This is a genomic window from Roseovarius halophilus (ex Wu et al. 2025), assembly GCF_047086965.1.
Genome location: NZ_JBKOTX010000055.1, coordinates 1 through 17,684, shown reverse-complemented (window position 1 = coordinate 17,684; position 17,684 = coordinate 1). Strand labels below are relative to the sequence as shown.

The following is a 17,684-nucleotide window of genomic DNA, read 5'->3' as shown; positions in this document are numbered from 1 at the left end:
TTTTGGTGGACTGGTCGGCCCGCAGGGTTCGTCAGGGCAAGTCGAAGGCCAGGGCATCGGCATTCCAGCCATCCACCGAGGACCGCGTCCGCAGATGGACCATCCCAACACCCTCCGGCACCTCGACCCCGGAAAGCGACCGGGTAAAGGGCTGCTCGTTGACATGCGGATGCGCCAAGACACGGGTCCCAAGAACCCTGCCGTCCTCGGTTTCGATCCGCCAGCCGTAGGCATAGTGATCCCAGCCCGTGTCGGGATGGGCGATGGTGACGCTGAACCGCCAGCCGTCAGCCGCAACGCGCGCGGCGACATCCGTGATATCGGGCGGATTGGCCAGCGCCGGGCCCGCCACGAAAACGCAGAGAAGCAAATACCTCATGAGGTAGCAATAACAGACCCGGGCCGGCCGGCGTCTTCACATCATCGCGACAGAATCTGCCGCGGGACCGAGGCGAACTCACGACTCCAGACCACCCAGATCGCGAAGACCGCGGCGATAAGCAACGGCACCGGCCCCACCAGCCAGGCCGCCGCACCCAGTGCGAAATACATCGCCCGAAGCCCGCGATTGAAATTGATCGCGGCCCGGATGTTCAGGTCGGCCGCCCGCCACACGAGGCCCGGCACGCCCTGATCCTCGGGATCGTTCGGCATCGCCCCCATGAGCACCGCGCAATAGCCAAAGACCCTGTTGGACCAGACGAAGCGCAGGAACGCCTGCACCAGGAACAGGGCGACCAGCACCAGCTTGAGCTGCCACAACACCTTGGGCGCCGCCTCGTCGTAAAGGGTGTTGGCAAGCCCCGTCAGCGGCTCGACATTGCCGATCAGGGCCAGGACACCCCCGATGGCCAGAAGACAGCTTGAGGCGAAGAACGTCGTGCTCTGACGCAGGTTCGACAGGATCTGGCTGTCGAAAATACGATTGTCCCGCTCGGCGAAGCGCTGCATCCAGGTCAGCCGGTGGTCGGCCATCAGAACCGTGACCGAGGGGCGCGTCTTCGAGGGATGCTCGATCCGCCAGCCCACGATCCAGGCCCCGCCGACCAGAACGATCACCGCCGCCAGGTCGAGAATGGACAGCAGGGGCGCAAGATCAAAGAGGGATGCAGGCATCAGAACGGCTTGAACACGACAAGATACAGCACCACCAGCGTACCAAGAACGCTGACCTCGTTGAAGACGCGCAGGTAGAAATCGCTTTGCTCGAACCGGCCCTGCCTGGCCCGTGCCACAAGCCGCCCGGTCCAGCCGTAGTGCAGCGCCAGAAGCGCGACCAGCGCCAGCTTGGCCCAGACCCAGCCCTGCCAGTTCCAATAGAAAGCCAGGATCACGCCGGTGATCACGGCCAGTACGCCCAGACCCAGCGAAAACCGGTAGACCCGGAAAGTCAGGTCACCCGCCGGGCCGAAAGCGCCGGTCTGGGCATATTCGCGTTTCCAGTAGATCAGCCCGCGCGGGGCCACGAAGATGCCCGCCATCCAGCCCATGACGCACAGCAGGTGTATGACCTTGATCCAATCCATGCACCCTAGATGCCGCCCCGGCGCCCGGCCCGCAAGCCAAAGTGGACAGGGCTTGTGACGAATCATGATTTGGTATAAAAATTTTACCAATTCAGGGAGGAGGCCAATTCATGGAAATGCCGGAACCGGACGCGACGGTCCTGTCACGCAAGCCGCATGTCGTCGAACGGCTGCAGGCCATATTGCCCCGGGGGGCGGTGATCCACGATACGACCGAGCTGCGCGCCTATGAATGTGACGCGCTGACGGCCTATACCTGCGCGCCGCTCTGCGCCGTGCTGCCCACCAGCACCGAAGAGGTCTCGGCGGTGTTGAAGATCTGCCATGACGAGGGTGTGCCCGTCGTCCCGCGCGGGGCGGGCACCTCGCTCGCCGGGGGCGCCCTAGCCACGGCGGATGCGGTCATGCTGGGCACCGCGCGCCTGAACGCGGTGCTCGAAACCTCCTACGAGGACCGCTACATCCGTGTGCAATCGGGTCGCACCAACCTGTCGGTCACCGGCGCGGTCGAGGAGGAAGGCTTCTTCTACGCCCCCGATCCGTCCAGTCAGTTGGCCTGCGCCATCGCGGGCAACATCGCGATGAACTCGGGCGGGGCGCATTGCCTGAAATACGGGGTGACGACGAACAACCTGCTGGGGGTCACCATGGTGCTGATGGACGGCACCGTGACCGAGATCGGCGGCGCGCATCTGGATGCCGGGGGGCTGGACCTGCTGGGCCTGATCTGCGGGTCCGAAGGACAGCTTGGCGTGGTGACCGAGGCCACCCTGCGGATCCTGCACAAGCCCGAGGGCGCGCGCCCGGTCCTGATGGGCTATGACAGCTCAGAGGTGGCCGGCCAGGTGGTCGGCGACATCATCAAGGCCGGCGTCCTGCCCGTGGCAATCGAATTCATGGACCGCCCCTGCATCGAGGCCTGCGAGGCCTTCGCCAAGGCCGGCTATCCGATGTGCGAGGCGCTGCTGATCGTCGAGGTCGAAGGCTCGGACGCCGAGATCGACGCGCAACTGCGCCGGATCACCGAGATCGCCGCACGGCACGACCCGGTCGAGCTGCGCGAGGCACGCGATGCCGACGAGGCCGGGCGCATCTGGTTGGGGCGCAAGTCCGCCTTCGGCGCCATGGGGCAGATCAACGATTACATGTGCCTTGATGGCACGATCCCAGTCAGCGAATTGCCTCACGTGCTGCGCCGGATCGGCGAACTGGCGCAGGACTACGGGCTGGCCGTGGCCAATGTCTTTCACGCCGGCGACGGCAACATGCACCCTCTGATCCTCTACAATGCCAACACCCCGGGCGAGCAGGAGAAATGCGAGGCGCTGGGTGCCGATATCCTGCGGCTCTGCGTCGAGGTGGGCGGCTGCCTGACCGGGGAACACGGCGTGGGCATCGAGAAACGCGACCTGATGCTGGTGCAATACGACGCGCCGGACCTGGAAGCGCAGATGGCCGTCAAGGATGTCTTCGACCCCGCCTGGCTACTCAATGCGGCCAAGGTCTTTCCGCTCTCCGTCTCCGCATCGCGGCGCGCGGCGTGACGACATCGCCCCCGGGGGCGCTGCCCCCGGACCCCCGGGATATTTTCAGCCAGAAGAAGCCGTCATGATACCGAACACCGAGGCCGAAGTTGCCGAGATCATCTGCAGTGCGGATGGCCCGCTCCGAATCGAGGGCGGTGGAACACGCAGCGGCTGGTGGCCCGCGTCCGGGGCCCGTTTGAGGACCGCCGGCCTGAGCGGGATCACCCTGCATGAACCCGGCGCGCTGACGCTGGTCGCCAAGGCAGGCACGCCGGTCTGCGAGGTGCGCGCGGCTCTGCGCGCCGAGAACCAGCGCCTTGCCTTCGAGCCGATGGACCACCGCGCCCTGCTGGGCACGACCGGGGAACCGACCATCGGCGGCGTTGTCGCGGGCAATGTCAGCGGCCCACGCCGGATCGCCGTGGGCGCGGCGCGCGATTTCATGCTGGGGGTGCGTGTCGTGGACGGCGCGGGGCGTATCCTCAAGAACGGCGGGCGGGTAATGAAGAACGTCACCGGCTACGACCTGGTGCGCCTGATGACCGGCAGCCACGGCACGCTGGGCGTGCTCTCCGAAGTCTCGCTCAAGGTGTTGCCGGACGTGGAATCGGCGGCGACGCTGACACTGTCGGGGCTGTCGGATCGCCAGGCCGTCGAGGCGCTGTCGGCCGCGCTCGGGTCGCCCTTCGAGGTGACCGGCGCAGCCCACGATCCCGAGGCGGGCAAGACCCGCCTGCGCATCGAGGGCTTTGCCGACTCGGTGACCTACCGCGCCGGGCGCCTGCAGGAGCGGCTCGCCCCCTTCGGCCCGGTCGAGGTTCAAGAGGGCAAGGAAGCCACCGCCGAGACCTGGGCCGCGATCCGCGATGTGACCGATTTCGCGGACCGGGCGGGCGATGTCTGGCGGCTGTCGGTCAAGCCCTCGGACGCGCCCGCGCTGGTGGCGCGGTCCGGCGCGGACACCGTGCGCTACGACTGGGGCGGCGGGCTGGTCTGGCTGCTCATGCCGGCGGGCGCGGACCTGCGCGCCAACCTCGGCCACTTCCAGGGCCACGCCACGCTGATCCGGGCGGGCGAGGCCACGCGCCGCGCCTTGCCTGTCTTTCAACCGGAAAATCCCGTGCTTGCCCGGCTGTCGGCCGGGTTGCGGTCGAAATTCGACCCGCGCGGCATCCTCAACCCGGGGGTCATGGCCTGATGCAGACGCATTTCACCGCCGAACAACTGCAAGAGCCCGGCACCGCGCGGGCCAACGAGATCCTGCGCGCCTGCGTGCACTGCGGGTTCTGCACCGCCACCTGCCCGACCTATCAGGTGCTGGGCGACGAGCTGGACAGCCCCCGCGGCCGCATCTACCTGATGAAGGACATGCTGGAGAACCAACGGGTGCCGGACGACAGGACCGTCACCCATATCGACCGCTGCCTGTCCTGCCTGGCCTGCATGACGACCTGCCCCTCGGGGGTGCACTACATGCACCTTGTCGATCACGCCCGCGAGTATATCCAGGCGCACTACAAGCGGCCCTGGCATGACCGCGCCCTGCGCTGGGTGCTGTCGAAGATCCTGCCCTATCCGGGCCGCTTCCGGCTGGCCCTGCTCGGGGCCAAGATCGGCCGACCCTTCGCGCCGCTCATGCCGGACGCGCGCCTGCGGGCGATGCTGGAGATGGCACCGAAACGGATCCCACCGGTCAGCCGCAATGACGACCCGCAGACATTCACGCCCAAGGCGCCGCGCAAGAAACGTGTCGCGCTGATGACCGGCTGCGCCCAGCGTGCCCTGAATACCGATATCAACGACGCAACCATCCGCCTGCTGACACGGCTGGGCTGCGAGGTCGTGGTGGCCGAGGGCGCGGGCTGTTGCGGTGCCCTGACCCATCACATGGGCAAGACCGAGGAAAGCCATGCGACGGCGGCCAAGAACATCCGCGCCTGGGCCGCCGAGATGGATGGCGAGGGCCTCGACGCCATCGTCATCAACACCAGCGGTTGCGGCACCACGGTCAAGGACTACGGCCACATGTTCCGGGGCGGCCCACTGGCCGAGGACGCCGCGCGGGTCAGCGCCATTGCCAAGGACATCAGCGAGGTCCTTGTCGAGATTGACCTGCCCGAGGGCGCGCCCAAGGACCTGACGGTTGCCTATCACGCGGCCTGTTCGCTGCAGCACGGCCAGCAGATCAAGAGCCATCCCAAGGACCTGCTCAAACGGGCGGGCTTTGCGATTGCCGAACCGGCCGACCCGCATCTGTGCTGCGGCAGCGCAGGCACCTACAACCTGATGCAGCCCGCGATTTCCAGACAGCTGAAGGATCGCAAGGTGCAGACGCTGGAGGCCGTGCAGCCGGACGTGATCGCCGCCGGGAACATCGGCTGCATGATGCAGATCGGGGGCGGTACCGAGGTGCCCGTCGTGCATACGGCGGAACTGCTGGACTGGGCCACCGGCGGGCCGAAGCCACCCGCGATGCGCGCGGCGCAAGCCGGTGTGCCGATCCTGCGCTGAGCGCCTTAATCTTGCCCCACCGGCACTTTAGGGGCATGAGGGGCGAAAACACAGGTTCCCCCCGATGCACATACCCCTGCTTGCCGTTCTGGTGTCCCTTGCCCTGCTGGCCCTGCCCGGTCTGGCCAGGGCACAGGACAGCGCCCTGCGGCCGCTGTTGGACGGCAACGCGGCCCGCGGCTGGGAGGCGGTGGGCCGGATCGACACGGGCGATGGCGGGTTCTGCACCGGAACCCTGATCGCGTCCGACCGGGTGCTGACGGCCGCGCATTGCCTTTTTGACCGCGACACCGGAAGCCCGCTGGACATCGCCGAACTGGAGTTTCGCGCGGGTCTGCGCGGGGGCCGCGCCGAGGCCAGCCGCGGCCTGCGCCGGGTGGTAACCCATCCCGACTATGTCTTCTCGCGCAGCCCCTCGCCGGACCAGGTGCCCAGTAACCTGGCCCTGCTGGAACTGGACCAGCCCATCCGCACCACCCGTATCCTTCCCTTCCGCGTGTCCCGTGGCGTCGGGCGCGGCACCGAGGTCGGGATCGTCTCCTATGCCAAGGGGCGCGCGGGGCATCCCTCGCTGCAGGAGATCTGCAACGTGCTGGGAACGGCAGGCGCGGCGCTGGTGATAGACTGCGCGGTCGATTTCGGCGCCTCTGGCGCCCCCATCTTCCGCGACGAGGCCGGAGGTATGCGCCTGGTCTCGGTCGTCTCCTCGATGGCCGATCTGGAGGGCCGCCGCGTGGCGCTCGGGATGGACCTGGCCCGCCCGCTGGCCACCCTGCGCGCGGCGCTGGAGTCCGACACTGAGGTCTTTGACACCATCCCCGGCGCGGCCCGGGTACTGGCCCCCGGCGAACGCTCGGAAACGGGGGCCCTTTTCGTGCAGCCCTGAGGGTCTTGAAACCCCGCGCGGACCTTCCCAAATCCTCTGATGCGAGGCGCCGACGATGGGCCTCGCGTGCCAGCCTGTCCCGGACCGGGAAGGCATAACACATAGGTATCGCTCAAAGGAGGATGACCATGAGACACTACGATCTTGCACCGCTTTACCGTGCAACCGTCGGCTTCGACCAGATCGCCGACATGATGGACCGGGTTCTGGACAACGACGCCAGCACCCAGACCTATCCCCCCTACAACATCGAGAAGACAGATGACGACGCCTGGCGGATCTCGGTTGCCGTGGCCGGCTTCTCGGACGCGGACCTGACCGTCGAGGTGCGCGAGAACGCGCTGCTCATCACCGGCCGCAAGGCCGAGGACAGCGAGGCGCAAGAACGCAGCTTCCTGCATCGCGGCATCGCCACGCGCGCCTTCGAGCGCCGCTTCACCCTGGCCGACCACGTTCGCGTCGAAGGGGCCACGCATGAGAACGGCATGCTGCATGTCGATCTGAAGCGCGAGGTCCCCGAGGCCCTCAAGCCGCGCCGGATCGAGATCGCCAAGGCGGATGCGCCGACGAACGCCGGCGTTCTGGAGGCCGACAAGGTCAACTGATCCGTCCATGACATGGGCAAGGGCGGCTGCGCCCTGCCAAGGGGGTCGAGGCAGATGCCTCGGCCCTCTTTCATGGCGGACTTACCGCACGACGTAGACCGAACAGGCCGCATGGGCCACGACATGGCTGGCCGTGGTGCCCAGCAGATAATCCTGGATGCGCGGGTTCGCGGCCTCCATCACGATCAGATCCACCCTGCGTTCATGGGCAAGCTTGACGATCTGGCGGTGCACCGCCCCCTTGCGCACGATCAGGTCCATCTCGACCCCCTCGGCCGGATGCGCCGCGACGAACTTGCGCAGCTCCTGGCCCCAGTAGGCATCGCTGTCGTAGATGTTCATGTTGCGCTCGATCTCGGGGGCGATGGTGGCAACGACCAGCCGCGCCCCGCGCCGCTGGGCCATTTCCACCGATTCCCGATAGGCGGCGTGGTCGTCCTTGACGTGCCGCAGGTTCAGCGGGCACAGAATCAGCTTGGTTTCGCGGGTCATGGGGGCATCCTTCTAGCCAGAGATTGCCCCCTAAACCTATCATGCCGGCCCGACCGTTCGAAAACGGCACGCCGGCACGCTAATGCGCCTCGGCCCAGGTTCCGCCCTGCCCGGCATCGACGACAAGCGGCACATCGATCTTCACCGCCGGATCGGCCGCGTTCTCCATGATCTCGCGCGCTGCGCCGATCAGGTCGTCCACCGCCGATGTCTCGACCTCGAACAGCAATTCGTCATGGACCTGAAGCAGCATCTTCGCAGGCAGGTCGGCGATGGCATCGGGCATCCGCACCATGGCGCGCCGGATCACGTCCGCCGCCGTGCCCTGGATCGGCGCGTTGATGGCGGCCCGCTTGGCGAAGCCCGCACCTGGACCCTTCGCATTGATCTCGGGGGTATGGATCTTGCGCCCGAAGAGCGTCTGGACGAAGTGGTGATCCTTGGCGAAGCCCACCGTGTCGTCCATGTAGGTGCGAATGCCGGGGAAGCGTTCGAAGTAGCGGTCGATAAAGCCTTTGGCCTCTTCCCTGGGGATGCGCAGGTTGCGCGCCAGGCCGAAAGCGGAAATCCCGTAGATCACCCCGAAGTTGATCGCCTTGGCCTGTCGGCGCACCTCGGGCGTCATGTCCTCCAGGGCCACGTTGAACATCTCCGAGGCGGTGGCGGCGTGAATGTCCTGCCCCTCGCGGAAGGCCTGCTTGAGCGCGTCGATTTGCGCGACATGGGCGAGGATGCGCAATTCGATCTGGGAATAATCAAGGCTGACCAGAACATTGCCCGTCTCGGCGACGAAAGCCTCGCGGATGCGGCGGCCCTCTTCGCTGCGCACAGGGATGTTCTGCAGGTTCGGGTCCGTCGAGGCCAGACGCCCGGTGGTGGCCCCGGTCTGCACGTAAGAGGTATGCACCCGCCCGGTTTCCGCGTTGATATGGGTCTGAAGCGCATCCGTGTAGGTCGACTTCAACTTGGACAGCTGCCGCCAGTCCAGGATGCGCGCGGGCATGTCGTGTTCCGTCGCCAGGTCCTCGAGCACATCCGCGGGCGTCGAATACTTGCCGGTCTTGCCACGCTTGCCGCCCTCCAGCCCCATCTTGCCGAAGAGGATCTCGCCCACCTGTGCGGGGCTGCCCACGTTGAATTCCTCGCCCGCCAGCTCGTGAATCTCGGCCTCCAGCCCGGCCATCTTCTGGGCAAAGGCATTGGACATCTGTGACAGCGTGTTGCGGTCCACCTTGATCCCGTGGCGCTCCATCCGGGCCAGAACGGGCGACAGCGGCCGTTCAAGCGTCTCGTAGACGGTCGTCACCTGTTTGCGGTGCAGTTGCGGCTTGAAGACTTGCCAGAGCCGCAGGGTGATATCGGCATCCTCGGCGGCGTATCTCGTCGCCTCCTCGATCGGGACGCGATCAAAGGTTCGGGCGGATTTTCCCGTTCCCAGCAGCGACTTGATCTCGATGGGCTGGTGCGACAGGTAGCGTTCGGCCAGCGCGTCCATCCCGTGCCCATGCAGCCCGGCATTGAGCGCATAGCTCATCAGCATGGTGTCATCGAAGGGCGCGACAGCAATTCCATAGCGTGCCAGGACCTTGCAGTCATACTTGGCGTTCTGAAAGATCTTGAGAACGCTGTCGTCCTCGAGAAGCGGCTTGAGCATCTCAAGGCAGGTATCCATGTCCATCTGCCCATCCACCAAGGCATCGGCGCCGAACAGATCGCCGCCCTCGTCCGAGACATGCGCGAGCGGGATGTAGCTGGCCATGCCGGCATCGACACTCAGACAGATGCCGACAAGATCCACCACCATGTCGTCCAGTCCGGTGGTCTCGGTATCCACCGCGATGTGCCCCCGTCCATGGGCGCGATCGATCCAGGCCTGCAAGGCCGGCGCGTCGCGCACCGTCTCGTAGGTGTCGGGCGCGAAAGGCAGCGCCTCGGGGCCCTCTTCCTGTTCCGGCGGATTGGCGCCCTCGGGGGTGCGGTCCTCGATCACCGGCGGCTCTACGGCCAGCTTGTCGGCGATCCGCTTGCTGATCGTGCGGAACTCCATGTCCGCGAGAAACCCCAGCAGGGCGTCGGGCTCGGCGTCGCGAACCTCCAGGTCGTCCAGGGTGAAGTCCAGCTTCATCCCCCCGTCCAGCTGGACCAGTTGCTTGGACAGTTCAATCTGCGCACGGTGCTCGATCAGGGTCTGACGGCGCTTGGGTTGCTTGATCTCTTCCGCACGGTCCAGCAGCTCTTCCAGTGACCCGAACTCGTTGATCAGCAGCGCCGCGGTCTTGACCCCGATCCCCGGTGCGCCGGGCACGTTGTCCACACTGTCCCCGGCCAGGGCCTGCACGTCCACCACACGGTCGGGGGCGACGCCGAATTTCTCTTCCACGCCCTCGCTGTCGATGGTGCGGTTCTTCATGGGGTCCAGCATCTCGACCCCGTCACCCACCAGCTGCATCAGGTCCTTGTCCGACGACAGTATGGTGACGCGCCCGCCGGCCGCGCGCGCCCGGGCGGCCAGGGTAGCGATGATGTCGTCGGCCTCGAACCCCTCGATTTCCTTGCAGGCAATGTTGAAAGCCTCGGTCGCCCGGCGCGTCAGCGGGATCTGCGGGCGCAGGTCCTCGGGCATCTCCTCGCGGTTGGCCTTGTACTGGTCGTAGAGGTCGTTGCGAAACGTGTGGCTGCCCTTGTCGAAGATCACCGCCAGATGGGTCACGTCGGACCCGGCGTTGCCCTCGACATAGCGCTGAAGCATGTTGCAAAATCCGCTGACTGCCCCCACCGGCATCCCGTCGGACTTGCGCGTCAAAGGCGGCAGCGCGTGATAGGCCCGAAAGATGTAGGCCGACCCGTCGATCAGGTGAAGATGATGCCCCTTGCCAAATCCCATGACCGTCTCCTTCGCTGGTGTCCGCCTGCATGGCGCGACATAACCGCGAAGTCCAGCAAGGTTTCGATCAGGCGCTCACAGGCCGAGGATGGAGTCCATATCGCGGAGGATGCTCGCCAGCTGTCTCGCCCATGGTGGTGCCAACATCCTGCCGGGGTGCAAAGGGCCCCGCATGGACAACCAGCAGCGCCAGAAAAAGAGCTATCCCGCCCAGCGCATCGAAGCGCTTGAAAACGGGATCGGCCCGTCCGAGATGTCCATCCGCATGGCTCTGCTCCCGTGTCTGCGGCGCGTGTGACCGCCGAACGGGGCGGAACGAAGACAGAGGTCAGACCCGGCCCTCGAAATCCTTGTGCACGTATTTCGCATCGCAATAGGGGCATTCGACCCAGCCGGTCTCGTCGGGGATCTGCAACCAGACCCGCGGATGGCCCAGCGCCCCCTCGCCGCCATCACAGGCGATCCGGTGGCTTTGCACGATCTTCGTTTCGGGCGCGGGAATCGACATCTGGTTGCCTCTTTCTGGGCTGCGGGCTAGGCCCCTCATATACCGCAAGGCGGTCCGCGAACAAGAGAGGGACAAGGCGACATGGCCGAGAACGCGATCGAGATCGAGGGACTGCACAAGACCTATGCCGGCAGCCGCCGCTCTCCCGAAAAGGTGGCGCTGAACGGCATCGACCTGGACGTGCCGCGCGGGTCCATCTTCGGCCTGCTCGGGCCCAACGGCGCGGGCAAGTCGACGCTGATCAACATCCTTGCCGGCCTGGTGATCAAGTCCGCCGGAAACGTGCGCATCTGGGGCTTCGACCAGGACGCGAACCCGCGACAATCCCGGGCCAGCATCGGCGTCATGCCGCAGGAACCCAATCTCGATGCCTTCTTCACGCCGCGCGGCTCGCTCGACGTGCAGGCGGGGCTCTACGGCGTGCCCAGGCCCAAGCGCAGAACCGAAGAGCTGCTCGACCTGATCGGCCTGGCCGACAAGGCCGAGGCCTATGCCCGGTCGCTCTCGGGGGGGATGCGGCGACGGCTGCTGCTGGGCAAGGCCCTCGTCCATTCCCCGCAGGTGCTGGTGCTGGACGAGCCCACCGCCGGTGTCGACATCGAGTTGCGCAACATGCTCTGGCAGAACGTGCGCAAACTGAACGACCAGGGCATGACGATCATCCTGACGACGCATTACCTCGAAGAGGCCGAACAGATGTGCGACCAGATCGCCATCATCAACCACGGCGCCGTCATCGCCAACGACAGCACCGCCAACCTTCTGTCACGGCTCGACAGCAAGACCATGGTGATCCGCCCGGAAAGCCAGGCCGCCCTGCCCGCGATGCCCGAGGGCATCGCCGGTGAAAGCCGCCCGGACGGCACCATGCACTTCACCTATCGCACCAACGTGACCCCGGCGGAGTCGATCCTGGCCGCGGTGCGCGCGGCGGGCATCTCCATCGCCGATGTCCGCACCGAGGAAGCCGACCTCGAAGATGTCTTTTTGTCCCTGACCCGCGACTGACGGCCTTCTTCTGGCCGTAAATATCCCGGGGGTGCTTGAGGGGGCAGCGCCCCCTCATCACCTGACAAAAAGAGCGTGCGCAGCACTCAATGTGACAGCATCGGGCCCATGGGGCGGCCGCCCATGATGTGGATGTGGAAATGCGGCACCTCTTGCACGCCATCTCCGCGCGCGTTGGAAATCGCGCGAAAGCCATCCTCGACTTCTTCCCTTTCGCAGACAGCGGCAACGGCGGCGAAGAACGCCGTCTGTTCCTCGGCGCTCGCATCGCGGGCGAAATGGTCGATCGAGACATAGGGCCCCTTGGGGATCACCAGCACATGCACCGGCGCCTTGGGCTGGATATCGCGAAAGGCCAGGGCGTGGTCGTTCTCGAACACCGTGTCGTTGGGGATCTCGCCCCGCAGGATTTTCGCAAAGATGTTCTGGTCGTCGTAGGCGAAGTCCATTCCGCTCTCCTCAATCGGCAAAAAGATGGGGGGTCTCGGCGATGCCGCGCGCGGTCACCTCGGGCAGGCTCAGAAAGGCCACGAGCGGGGGCGTGTTCTGGTCGGCTGTGTTGGCTTGGCGGATCCTGCTGTGGTTGGGAAACTCCGCATCACGGATGCGGTCGGCCTCGAAGCCCACGTCATAGCGGATGGTCGGCAGCAACCGGTCGAGCGTCTCATCGGGGGTCCGCTCGCCGGCCAACCCTACCCGCTGGGCATGGCCGATCAGGAAGTCGTCCGAGAAGTCGCACTCGATCTCCAGCAGGCGAGTCACGTTCCGATCCGAGAAGAAGTCCTCCATCAGGTCGAGGTTCGCCGTGTCCAGGCAGAAGATCAGCCGATCCGTCTCATGGTAGTCGAAGAGCATCCGCATGAGTGCGCGGCGATGCCGCGTCCGCTTTTCCAGGCTTTTCTGGATGCCGCCAAGGTCCGGCAGGTCGGTGTCTTCCTCGTTGAACAGGTAGTCGATGGCCGGGATGTTGGTGTGATGATTGATCGACCTGACCAGGCGCTTGGCCACATGCCATTTCTTGCAGGCCACGATGAGCAACTCACGGTCGCGCCCAAGCGACGTCTCGGTTTCCCAGAAACGCGGAGCGAAGCGCCGCCCGATCCGGCCACGCCCGGTCAGGAAATGGAACAGCCGCCGCCCCTCGTCGGAAATCTGAAACTCCGTTCGGTCCGAGGCATAGAGGGCGCCCAGCCGGTCGCGCAGTTGTGCCGCCTCGGGGCTGATCTTGCGCGCGAAGAGGTAGTCCTGGCCCAGCAGCAGATCGAAGTGGTCGTTGTAGAAGGTCACCGGCATTCCGTAGTCGGTGAACATCAGGAAGGTCAGAGTCCGGGTGCGAATCTCGGTTTCGGGCACAAGATGGGGCACGAGGGTCTGGAAAAAGGTCTCGTCGGGAATCCAGGTGGTACGGAAGAACCGCACCACGTCACGGCGGTGACGCACGAAATCGAGGATCGCCTCGATGGTACGCCGCCGAAGGCACCACCATTGGCTGCCGATCATCACCTGTATGTCCGACGGGATATCCCGTTCCAGGCCCAGCCGCCCTTGCAGCCACAACGACCGGTAGAACAGCCCCTTTTGCGTGCGTTCGTTGAACCAGTGCCGGTAGATCAGGCGTTCTTCCTTCATGCCGGTCTTGATCCAGTCGCTTTCGAAGAAGTCAAAGCTCTCGATATAGTCGACATCGTCGGCGTCCAGCACTGCATGGGCATATTGCGCCGACTTGATCGCCATGCAATCGCCCGAGACCATGTAGAAATGCGTGGCATGCGGAAAAGCCTCGACCGCCGCCTCGACCGCGTTCAACGTGGCCTGCACCAGCGACCATTCCCCCCAACCGCATCGCACCCGTCTTTTCGCGAAGGTCACGTTGGGATTCTCCGCCAGCGCGTCGCGTATCATCGCATAGGCGGGCGCGGGGGCGCGGGCGTCGAAATGGATCGACAGGCAGTCCCCCGGCGCGGTCAGTTGCTCGGCCTGGCGAATGATCGCCGCAGGGTCCTTGTGACACAGCAGTATGAAGGCAATGCGCGCCATGCAGAAAAGGTCTATCCCTTCGGTCCGGATTGTCCTAACCATTTAAACGCGAACACAGATTGAAGAAACACGGTTTCTTTGCTTTTTTGGTGGTATCGGTCAAAGCTGAAAAGGACGGGCTTTTACTGGAGGCAGTGCCCATGGGGTTTCCCGGAACCTGGATGACCGAGAGCGAGAGCGTCGTTTACCGCGTCGTGCCCAAGTGTGCCTGTTCGACCATCGGACAGATCATGTTCTATTCCGACAACGGGCAATTCTTCGACGGGGATATCCACGACGCCGACCACGGCATGCACAAATGGGCCTTCGAGAACAGCCAGCCCAAGATCACCGACAACGCCGAGAGCCGCCGAAGCTATGCCTTCACCTGCGTGCGCAACCCCTACACGCGCATCCTGTCCAGCTTCTTCGACAAGATCTGCGGCATCCAGCGCAACGGCAACCGGTATCGGGGCAAGCTGGTGCCGATGCTGGTGCAGAAATACGGCATCGAGGTCGGCAGCCCCGAGGACGGGTTCGAGTTCGACCAGGTCAAGAGTTTCCGCCGGTTCCTGCTGTTCGCGCGCGATACGATACGCTGGCGCAAGCCCATGGACCCCGACATCCACTGGTCGGCCGTGTCGGGCCATGTCAGCACCTTCATCGTCAACGGCGGCACCTACGACAACATCTTCTGGACCGAGCGGTTCAACGAGGGGATGCAGTCGGTGCTGGATGCCATCGACACGCCGGTCCAGGTCAAGCTGGACGAGGTGCCGCGGTTCAACGAATCCGAAGGTCACGGTCCCAAGCGCGCCCATCCGGTCGAGGACTATTTCGACGATCTGTCGATGCACCTCGTCTACGAGATCTACAAGAAGGACTTCCAGCTCTTCAAATACGATTTCGAAGACCCGTCCAAAAAGATGCCGGTGGCCGAGATCGACCTTGACGAGGTCCACGCCAAGCTGGGCGAATAGCCACGCGAGGTATGGCCCCCGGCCCGCGCCGGGGGGTCGCGCCAGCGGGTCGTGGCTAGGTCAGCCCGTGGTTGCGGAACAGCTCTCGAATATCGGCCTCGGGCCGCGCCCCATAGTGCGAGATCACCTCGCGCGCCGCGATCGAGCCGAGCTTGCCGCAGGTCTGCATGTCGTGCCCCAGCGCCAGCCCATAGAGGAACCCGGCAGCGAACTGATCGCCCGCGCCCGTCGCATCCATGGGCACGATCTTCTCCACGCCCACATCGGTGCGATGGCCCTCGCGCATGATGGTCACACCGTTGCCTGACCGGGTACAGACCACCAGCGAACAGATGTCCGAGACCGCCTTGAGATCAGCCTCGAGATCGTCGTTCTGATAGAGCGCCCGGATCTCGGCCTCGTTGCCGATAACGAAGTCGAGATCGTTCGCGATCAGGTCCAGGAAATCCGCGCGGTGGCGTTCCACGCAGAACGGATCGGAGATTGCGATGCCCACGCGGCCACCGTGCTGGCGGGTCAGACGGGCGGCCTTGTAGAAAGCCTCTTTCCCCTTGGGCTTGTCGAACAGGTATCCCTCCAGGAACATCACCTGCGCCTCGGCGCAGACCTCCTCGTCCACGTCGTCCGGGCCGAGTTCGGCGCCGTTGCCGAGGTAGGTGTTCATGGACCGTTCGCCATCGGGGCTGACGAAGATCATCGACCGCGAGGTCGGCTCGCCGCCCTCGGTGGCGGAATTCACATAAGCACAGCCGTCGGCCTCGGTCGCCTCTATATAGAAGCGGCCCAATGCATCGTCCTTGACCCGCGCGATGAAGGCCGTGGTCAGCCCCAGCTTGCCGATCCCGGCCACGGTATTGGCCACCGATCCGCCCGCCGACTGGCTGCGATGTGCCATCGCGGCATAGAGCACCTCGGCCCGGTCGCGTTCGACCAGTTGCATGATGCCCTTTTCGATCCCCATTTCATCGAGGAACGCGTCGTCTGCCTGGGCGATCACATCGACGATGGCATTGCCGATGCCGACCACTTCGAATTTCTTGTTCATTCTGTCTTTTCCTCGAATCGGCACAGATCACGGATGACGCAGGCGCCACATTTGGGCTTGCGCGCCACGCATATATAGCGCCCGTGCAGGATCAGCCAGTGGTGTGCATGCTGCTGGAAGTCGACCGGCACGTTGTCCTCGATCGCGCGTTCCACCGCGACCACGTCCTTGCCCGGGCAGATGCCGGTGCGGTTGCCGACGCGGTAGATATGCGTGTCCACCGCCTGCGCCGGATAGCGCCACCACATGTTCAGCACCACGTTGGCCGTCTTGCGCCCCACGCCGGGCAGGGATTGCAGCGCGGCGCGCGAGTTCGGCACCGCGCCGCCATAGTCCTCGACCAGGATGCGGCTCAGCTTGATGACATTCTTCGCCTTGTTGCGATAGAGCCCGATCGTCCTGATATGCGCGATCACGCCCTCTTCGCCCAGGGCCAGCATCTTTTCGGGGGTGTCGGCGACCCGGAACAGCGTCTCGGTCGCCTTGTTCACGCCCGCGTCGGTGGCCTGCGCCGACAGCGCCACCGCCACCACCAGGGTAAAGGCGTTTACGTGGTGCAGCTCGCCGCGCGGGTCGGGTTCCGCGGCCTGAAATCGCTCGAAAACCGCGCGCATCTCGTTGTATGGAAGCTGTTTCGCCATCCTTGCCCTTTTGGCCGAGCCTCGGGCGCACGGCAAGGGCATCCGGCGTGATTCCACGTGGCTTGACGCAAGAACCGGGTCGCCCCCCGGCTGCCCACGGCCTATGCTGCAGTCATGACACCCGACGCCAGTTACCATTACCACGTGATCCGCCGCGCCATCGCCGAGATCGACGCCGCCCCGGCGCCGCTGTCGCTCGATGAACTGGCCGGCCGGATGGGTATGTCCCCCGCCCATTTCCAGCGGCTGTTCTCGCGCTGGGTCGGCGTCAGCCCCAAGCGTTATCAGCAATACCTTGCGCTGGGACATGCCAAGGCGCTGCTGCAAGAGCGTTTCACGACACTGGACACAGCCGATGCGGTAGGGCTGTCCGGGTCCGGGCGGCTGCACGACCTTTTCTTGCGGTGGGAAGCCATGAGCCCGGGAGACTATGCCCGCGGCGGCGCCGGGCTGACCCTGCGATGGGGCTGGTTCGAAAGCCCCTTCGGTCGGGCGCTGATCATGGGCACGGACCGGGGGATTTGCGGCATCGGCTTTGCCGCGGAAACCGGCGAGGATGCAGCGATGGCCGACCTCGCCGCGCGCTGGCCGCAGGCGAGGTTCGCCGAGAATCCCACGGCGTTAAAGCCATGGGCACAGGCGGCCTTTGACGGGGGCGGGGCGCGTGCCCCGCTGCACGTCATCGGCACGCCGTTGCAGATCAAGGTCTGGGAGGCGCTGCTGGCGATCCCCTCGGGCCAGGTGACAACGTATTCCGAGATCGCAAGCATGATCGGCAAGCCGCGCGCGGCCCGCGCCGTGGGACATGCCGTGGGCCGGAACCCCATCGGTTTCCTGATCCCCTGCCATCGGGCAATCCGCAAGTCTGGCGGCCTGGGCGGCTATCACTGGGGCCTGCCCGTCAAGCGTGCCATTCTGGCCTGGGAATCCGCCCGGGCCGAGGCCGGGCCCTCAAGGGAAACCGGCGCGCAGTGACGCTGATATTGCATATCACGATCCGCTCCGGGATATGTTAGGGTGTCAGACATTCAGGGGGCGGTAAGTCCGCGCCCAATC

Annotated in this window: 19 protein-coding genes; 9 read left to right on the top strand and 10 right to left on the bottom strand. The window is 65.2% G+C overall.

The window, feature by feature from the left end:
- Positions 1-31: 31 nt before the first annotated feature.
- From ACH107_RS13025 to ACH107_RS13015, 3 genes are read right to left on the bottom strand one after another with little or no spacing between them, the layout of a single operon-like run.
- A complete protein-coding gene (locus ACH107_RS13025; RefSeq protein WP_310690347.1) occupies positions 32-379 on the bottom strand; it encodes a hypothetical protein in 348 nt (115 codons plus the stop codon).
- 41 nt (positions 380-420) lie between these two features.
- Positions 421-1,116, bottom strand: a complete 696-nt coding sequence (locus tag ACH107_RS13020) for a DUF599 domain-containing protein (protein WP_310690348.1) — start codon at positions 1,114-1,116, stop codon at positions 421-423.
- Positions 1,116-1,526: a CopD family protein gene (locus tag ACH107_RS13015; protein WP_310690349.1), complete on the bottom strand. Its 411-nt coding sequence runs from the start codon at positions 1,524-1,526 to the stop codon at positions 1,116-1,118. Before ACH107_RS13015 ends, ACH107_RS13020 begins: the two co-directional genes overlap by 1 nt.
- Before the next feature lie 110 nt (positions 1,527-1,636).
- Here ACH107_RS13015 and ACH107_RS13010 point away from each other — a divergent pair, with 110 nt between their 5' ends.
- From ACH107_RS13010 to ACH107_RS12990, 5 genes are all read left to right on the top strand, one after another.
- Complete coding sequence (locus ACH107_RS13010; protein WP_310690350.1) at positions 1,637-3,070, top strand: FAD-linked oxidase C-terminal domain-containing protein; 1,434 nt, start codon at positions 1,637-1,639, stop codon at positions 3,068-3,070.
- A 64-nt stretch (positions 3,071-3,134) separates the two neighbouring features.
- A complete protein-coding gene (locus ACH107_RS13005; protein ID WP_412506220.1) occupies positions 3,135-4,250 on the top strand; it encodes an FAD-binding protein in 1,116 nt (371 codons plus the stop codon).
- The gene (glcF, locus tag ACH107_RS13000; RefSeq protein WP_412506219.1) at positions 4,250-5,563 is read left to right on the top strand and encodes a glycolate oxidase subunit GlcF; all 1,314 of its coding nucleotides are present in this window, start codon (positions 4,250-4,252) and stop codon (positions 5,561-5,563) included. The genes ACH107_RS13005 and glcF overlap by 1 nt, the downstream gene beginning before the upstream one ends.
- Positions 5,564-5,627: 64 nt before the next feature.
- Positions 5,628-6,449: a trypsin-like serine peptidase gene (locus ACH107_RS12995; RefSeq protein ID WP_412506218.1), complete on the top strand. Its 822-nt coding sequence runs from the start codon at positions 5,628-5,630 to the stop codon at positions 6,447-6,449.
- A 128-nt stretch (positions 6,450-6,577) separates the two neighbouring features.
- Positions 6,578-7,054 carry an Hsp20 family protein gene (locus tag ACH107_RS12990; RefSeq protein ID WP_310690354.1) on the top strand — a complete coding sequence of 159 codons (477 nt, stop codon included), beginning with the start codon at positions 6,578-6,580 and terminating at the stop codon, positions 7,052-7,054.
- A gap of 81 nt (positions 7,055-7,135) precedes the next feature.
- Here ACH107_RS12990 and ACH107_RS12985 read toward each other — a convergent pair whose 3' ends face one another.
- Entirely contained in the window at positions 7,136-7,546 is a 411-nt protein-coding gene (locus ACH107_RS12985; protein ID WP_310690355.1) for a universal stress protein, read from the bottom strand.
- A gap of 79 nt (positions 7,547-7,625) precedes the next feature.
- The gene (polA, locus tag ACH107_RS12980) at positions 7,626-10,430 is read right to left on the bottom strand and encodes a DNA polymerase I (protein ID WP_412506217.1); all 2,805 of its coding nucleotides are present in this window, start codon (positions 10,428-10,430) and stop codon (positions 7,626-7,628) included.
- 172 nt (positions 10,431-10,602) lie between these two features.
- On the opposite strand from polA, the gene ACH107_RS12975 reads away from it, so the two are divergent.
- A complete protein-coding gene (locus tag ACH107_RS12975; RefSeq protein ID WP_310690357.1) occupies positions 10,603-10,728 on the top strand; it encodes a hypothetical protein in 126 nt (41 codons plus the stop codon).
- Positions 10,729-10,758: 30 nt separating this feature from the next.
- Here ACH107_RS12975 and ACH107_RS12970 read toward each other — a convergent pair whose 3' ends face one another.
- Positions 10,759-10,938: a zinc-finger domain-containing protein gene (locus ACH107_RS12970; RefSeq protein WP_310690358.1), complete on the bottom strand. Its 180-nt coding sequence runs from the start codon at positions 10,936-10,938 to the stop codon at positions 10,759-10,761.
- 81 nt (positions 10,939-11,019) lie between these two features.
- On the opposite strand from ACH107_RS12970, the gene ACH107_RS12965 reads away from it, so the two are divergent.
- The gene (locus ACH107_RS12965; RefSeq protein WP_412506216.1) at positions 11,020-11,946 is read left to right on the top strand and encodes an ABC transporter ATP-binding protein; all 927 of its coding nucleotides are present in this window, start codon (positions 11,020-11,022) and stop codon (positions 11,944-11,946) included.
- Between the two features lie 86 nt (positions 11,947-12,032).
- On the opposite strand, the gene ACH107_RS12960 is transcribed toward ACH107_RS12965, so the two are convergent.
- Complete coding sequence (locus ACH107_RS12960) at positions 12,033-12,395, bottom strand: HIT domain-containing protein (RefSeq protein ID WP_412506215.1); 363 nt, start codon at positions 12,393-12,395, stop codon at positions 12,033-12,035.
- Between the two features lie 10 nt (positions 12,396-12,405).
- Complete coding sequence (locus tag ACH107_RS12955) at positions 12,406-13,983, bottom strand: DUF5928 domain-containing protein (protein WP_412506214.1); 1,578 nt, start codon at positions 13,981-13,983, stop codon at positions 12,406-12,408.
- A 140-nt stretch (positions 13,984-14,123) separates the two neighbouring features.
- On the opposite strand from ACH107_RS12955, the gene ACH107_RS12950 reads away from it, so the two are divergent.
- On the top strand, positions 14,124-14,942 hold the full coding sequence (locus ACH107_RS12950; protein ID WP_412506213.1) for a sulfotransferase family protein: 819 nt from the start codon (positions 14,124-14,126) through the stop codon (positions 14,940-14,942).
- Between the two features lie 55 nt (positions 14,943-14,997).
- On the opposite strand, the gene ACH107_RS12945 is transcribed toward ACH107_RS12950, so the two are convergent.
- Together ACH107_RS12945 and nth are read right to left on the bottom strand one after the other, a co-directional pair.
- The gene (locus ACH107_RS12945) at positions 14,998-15,987 is read right to left on the bottom strand and encodes an adenosine kinase (protein ID WP_412506212.1); all 990 of its coding nucleotides are present in this window, start codon (positions 15,985-15,987) and stop codon (positions 14,998-15,000) included.
- Entirely contained in the window at positions 15,984-16,628 is a 645-nt protein-coding gene (gene nth, locus ACH107_RS12940) for an endonuclease III (protein ID WP_412506211.1), read from the bottom strand. The genes ACH107_RS12945 and nth overlap by 4 nt, the downstream gene beginning before the upstream one ends.
- A gap of 114 nt (positions 16,629-16,742) precedes the next feature.
- On the opposite strand from nth, the gene ACH107_RS12935 reads away from it, so the two are divergent.
- Positions 16,743-17,603 carry a methylated-DNA--[protein]-cysteine S-methyltransferase gene (locus ACH107_RS12935; protein WP_412506210.1) on the top strand — a complete coding sequence of 287 codons (861 nt, stop codon included), beginning with the start codon at positions 16,743-16,745 and terminating at the stop codon, positions 17,601-17,603.
- The last annotated feature ends 81 nt before the right edge of the window (positions 17,604-17,684 follow it).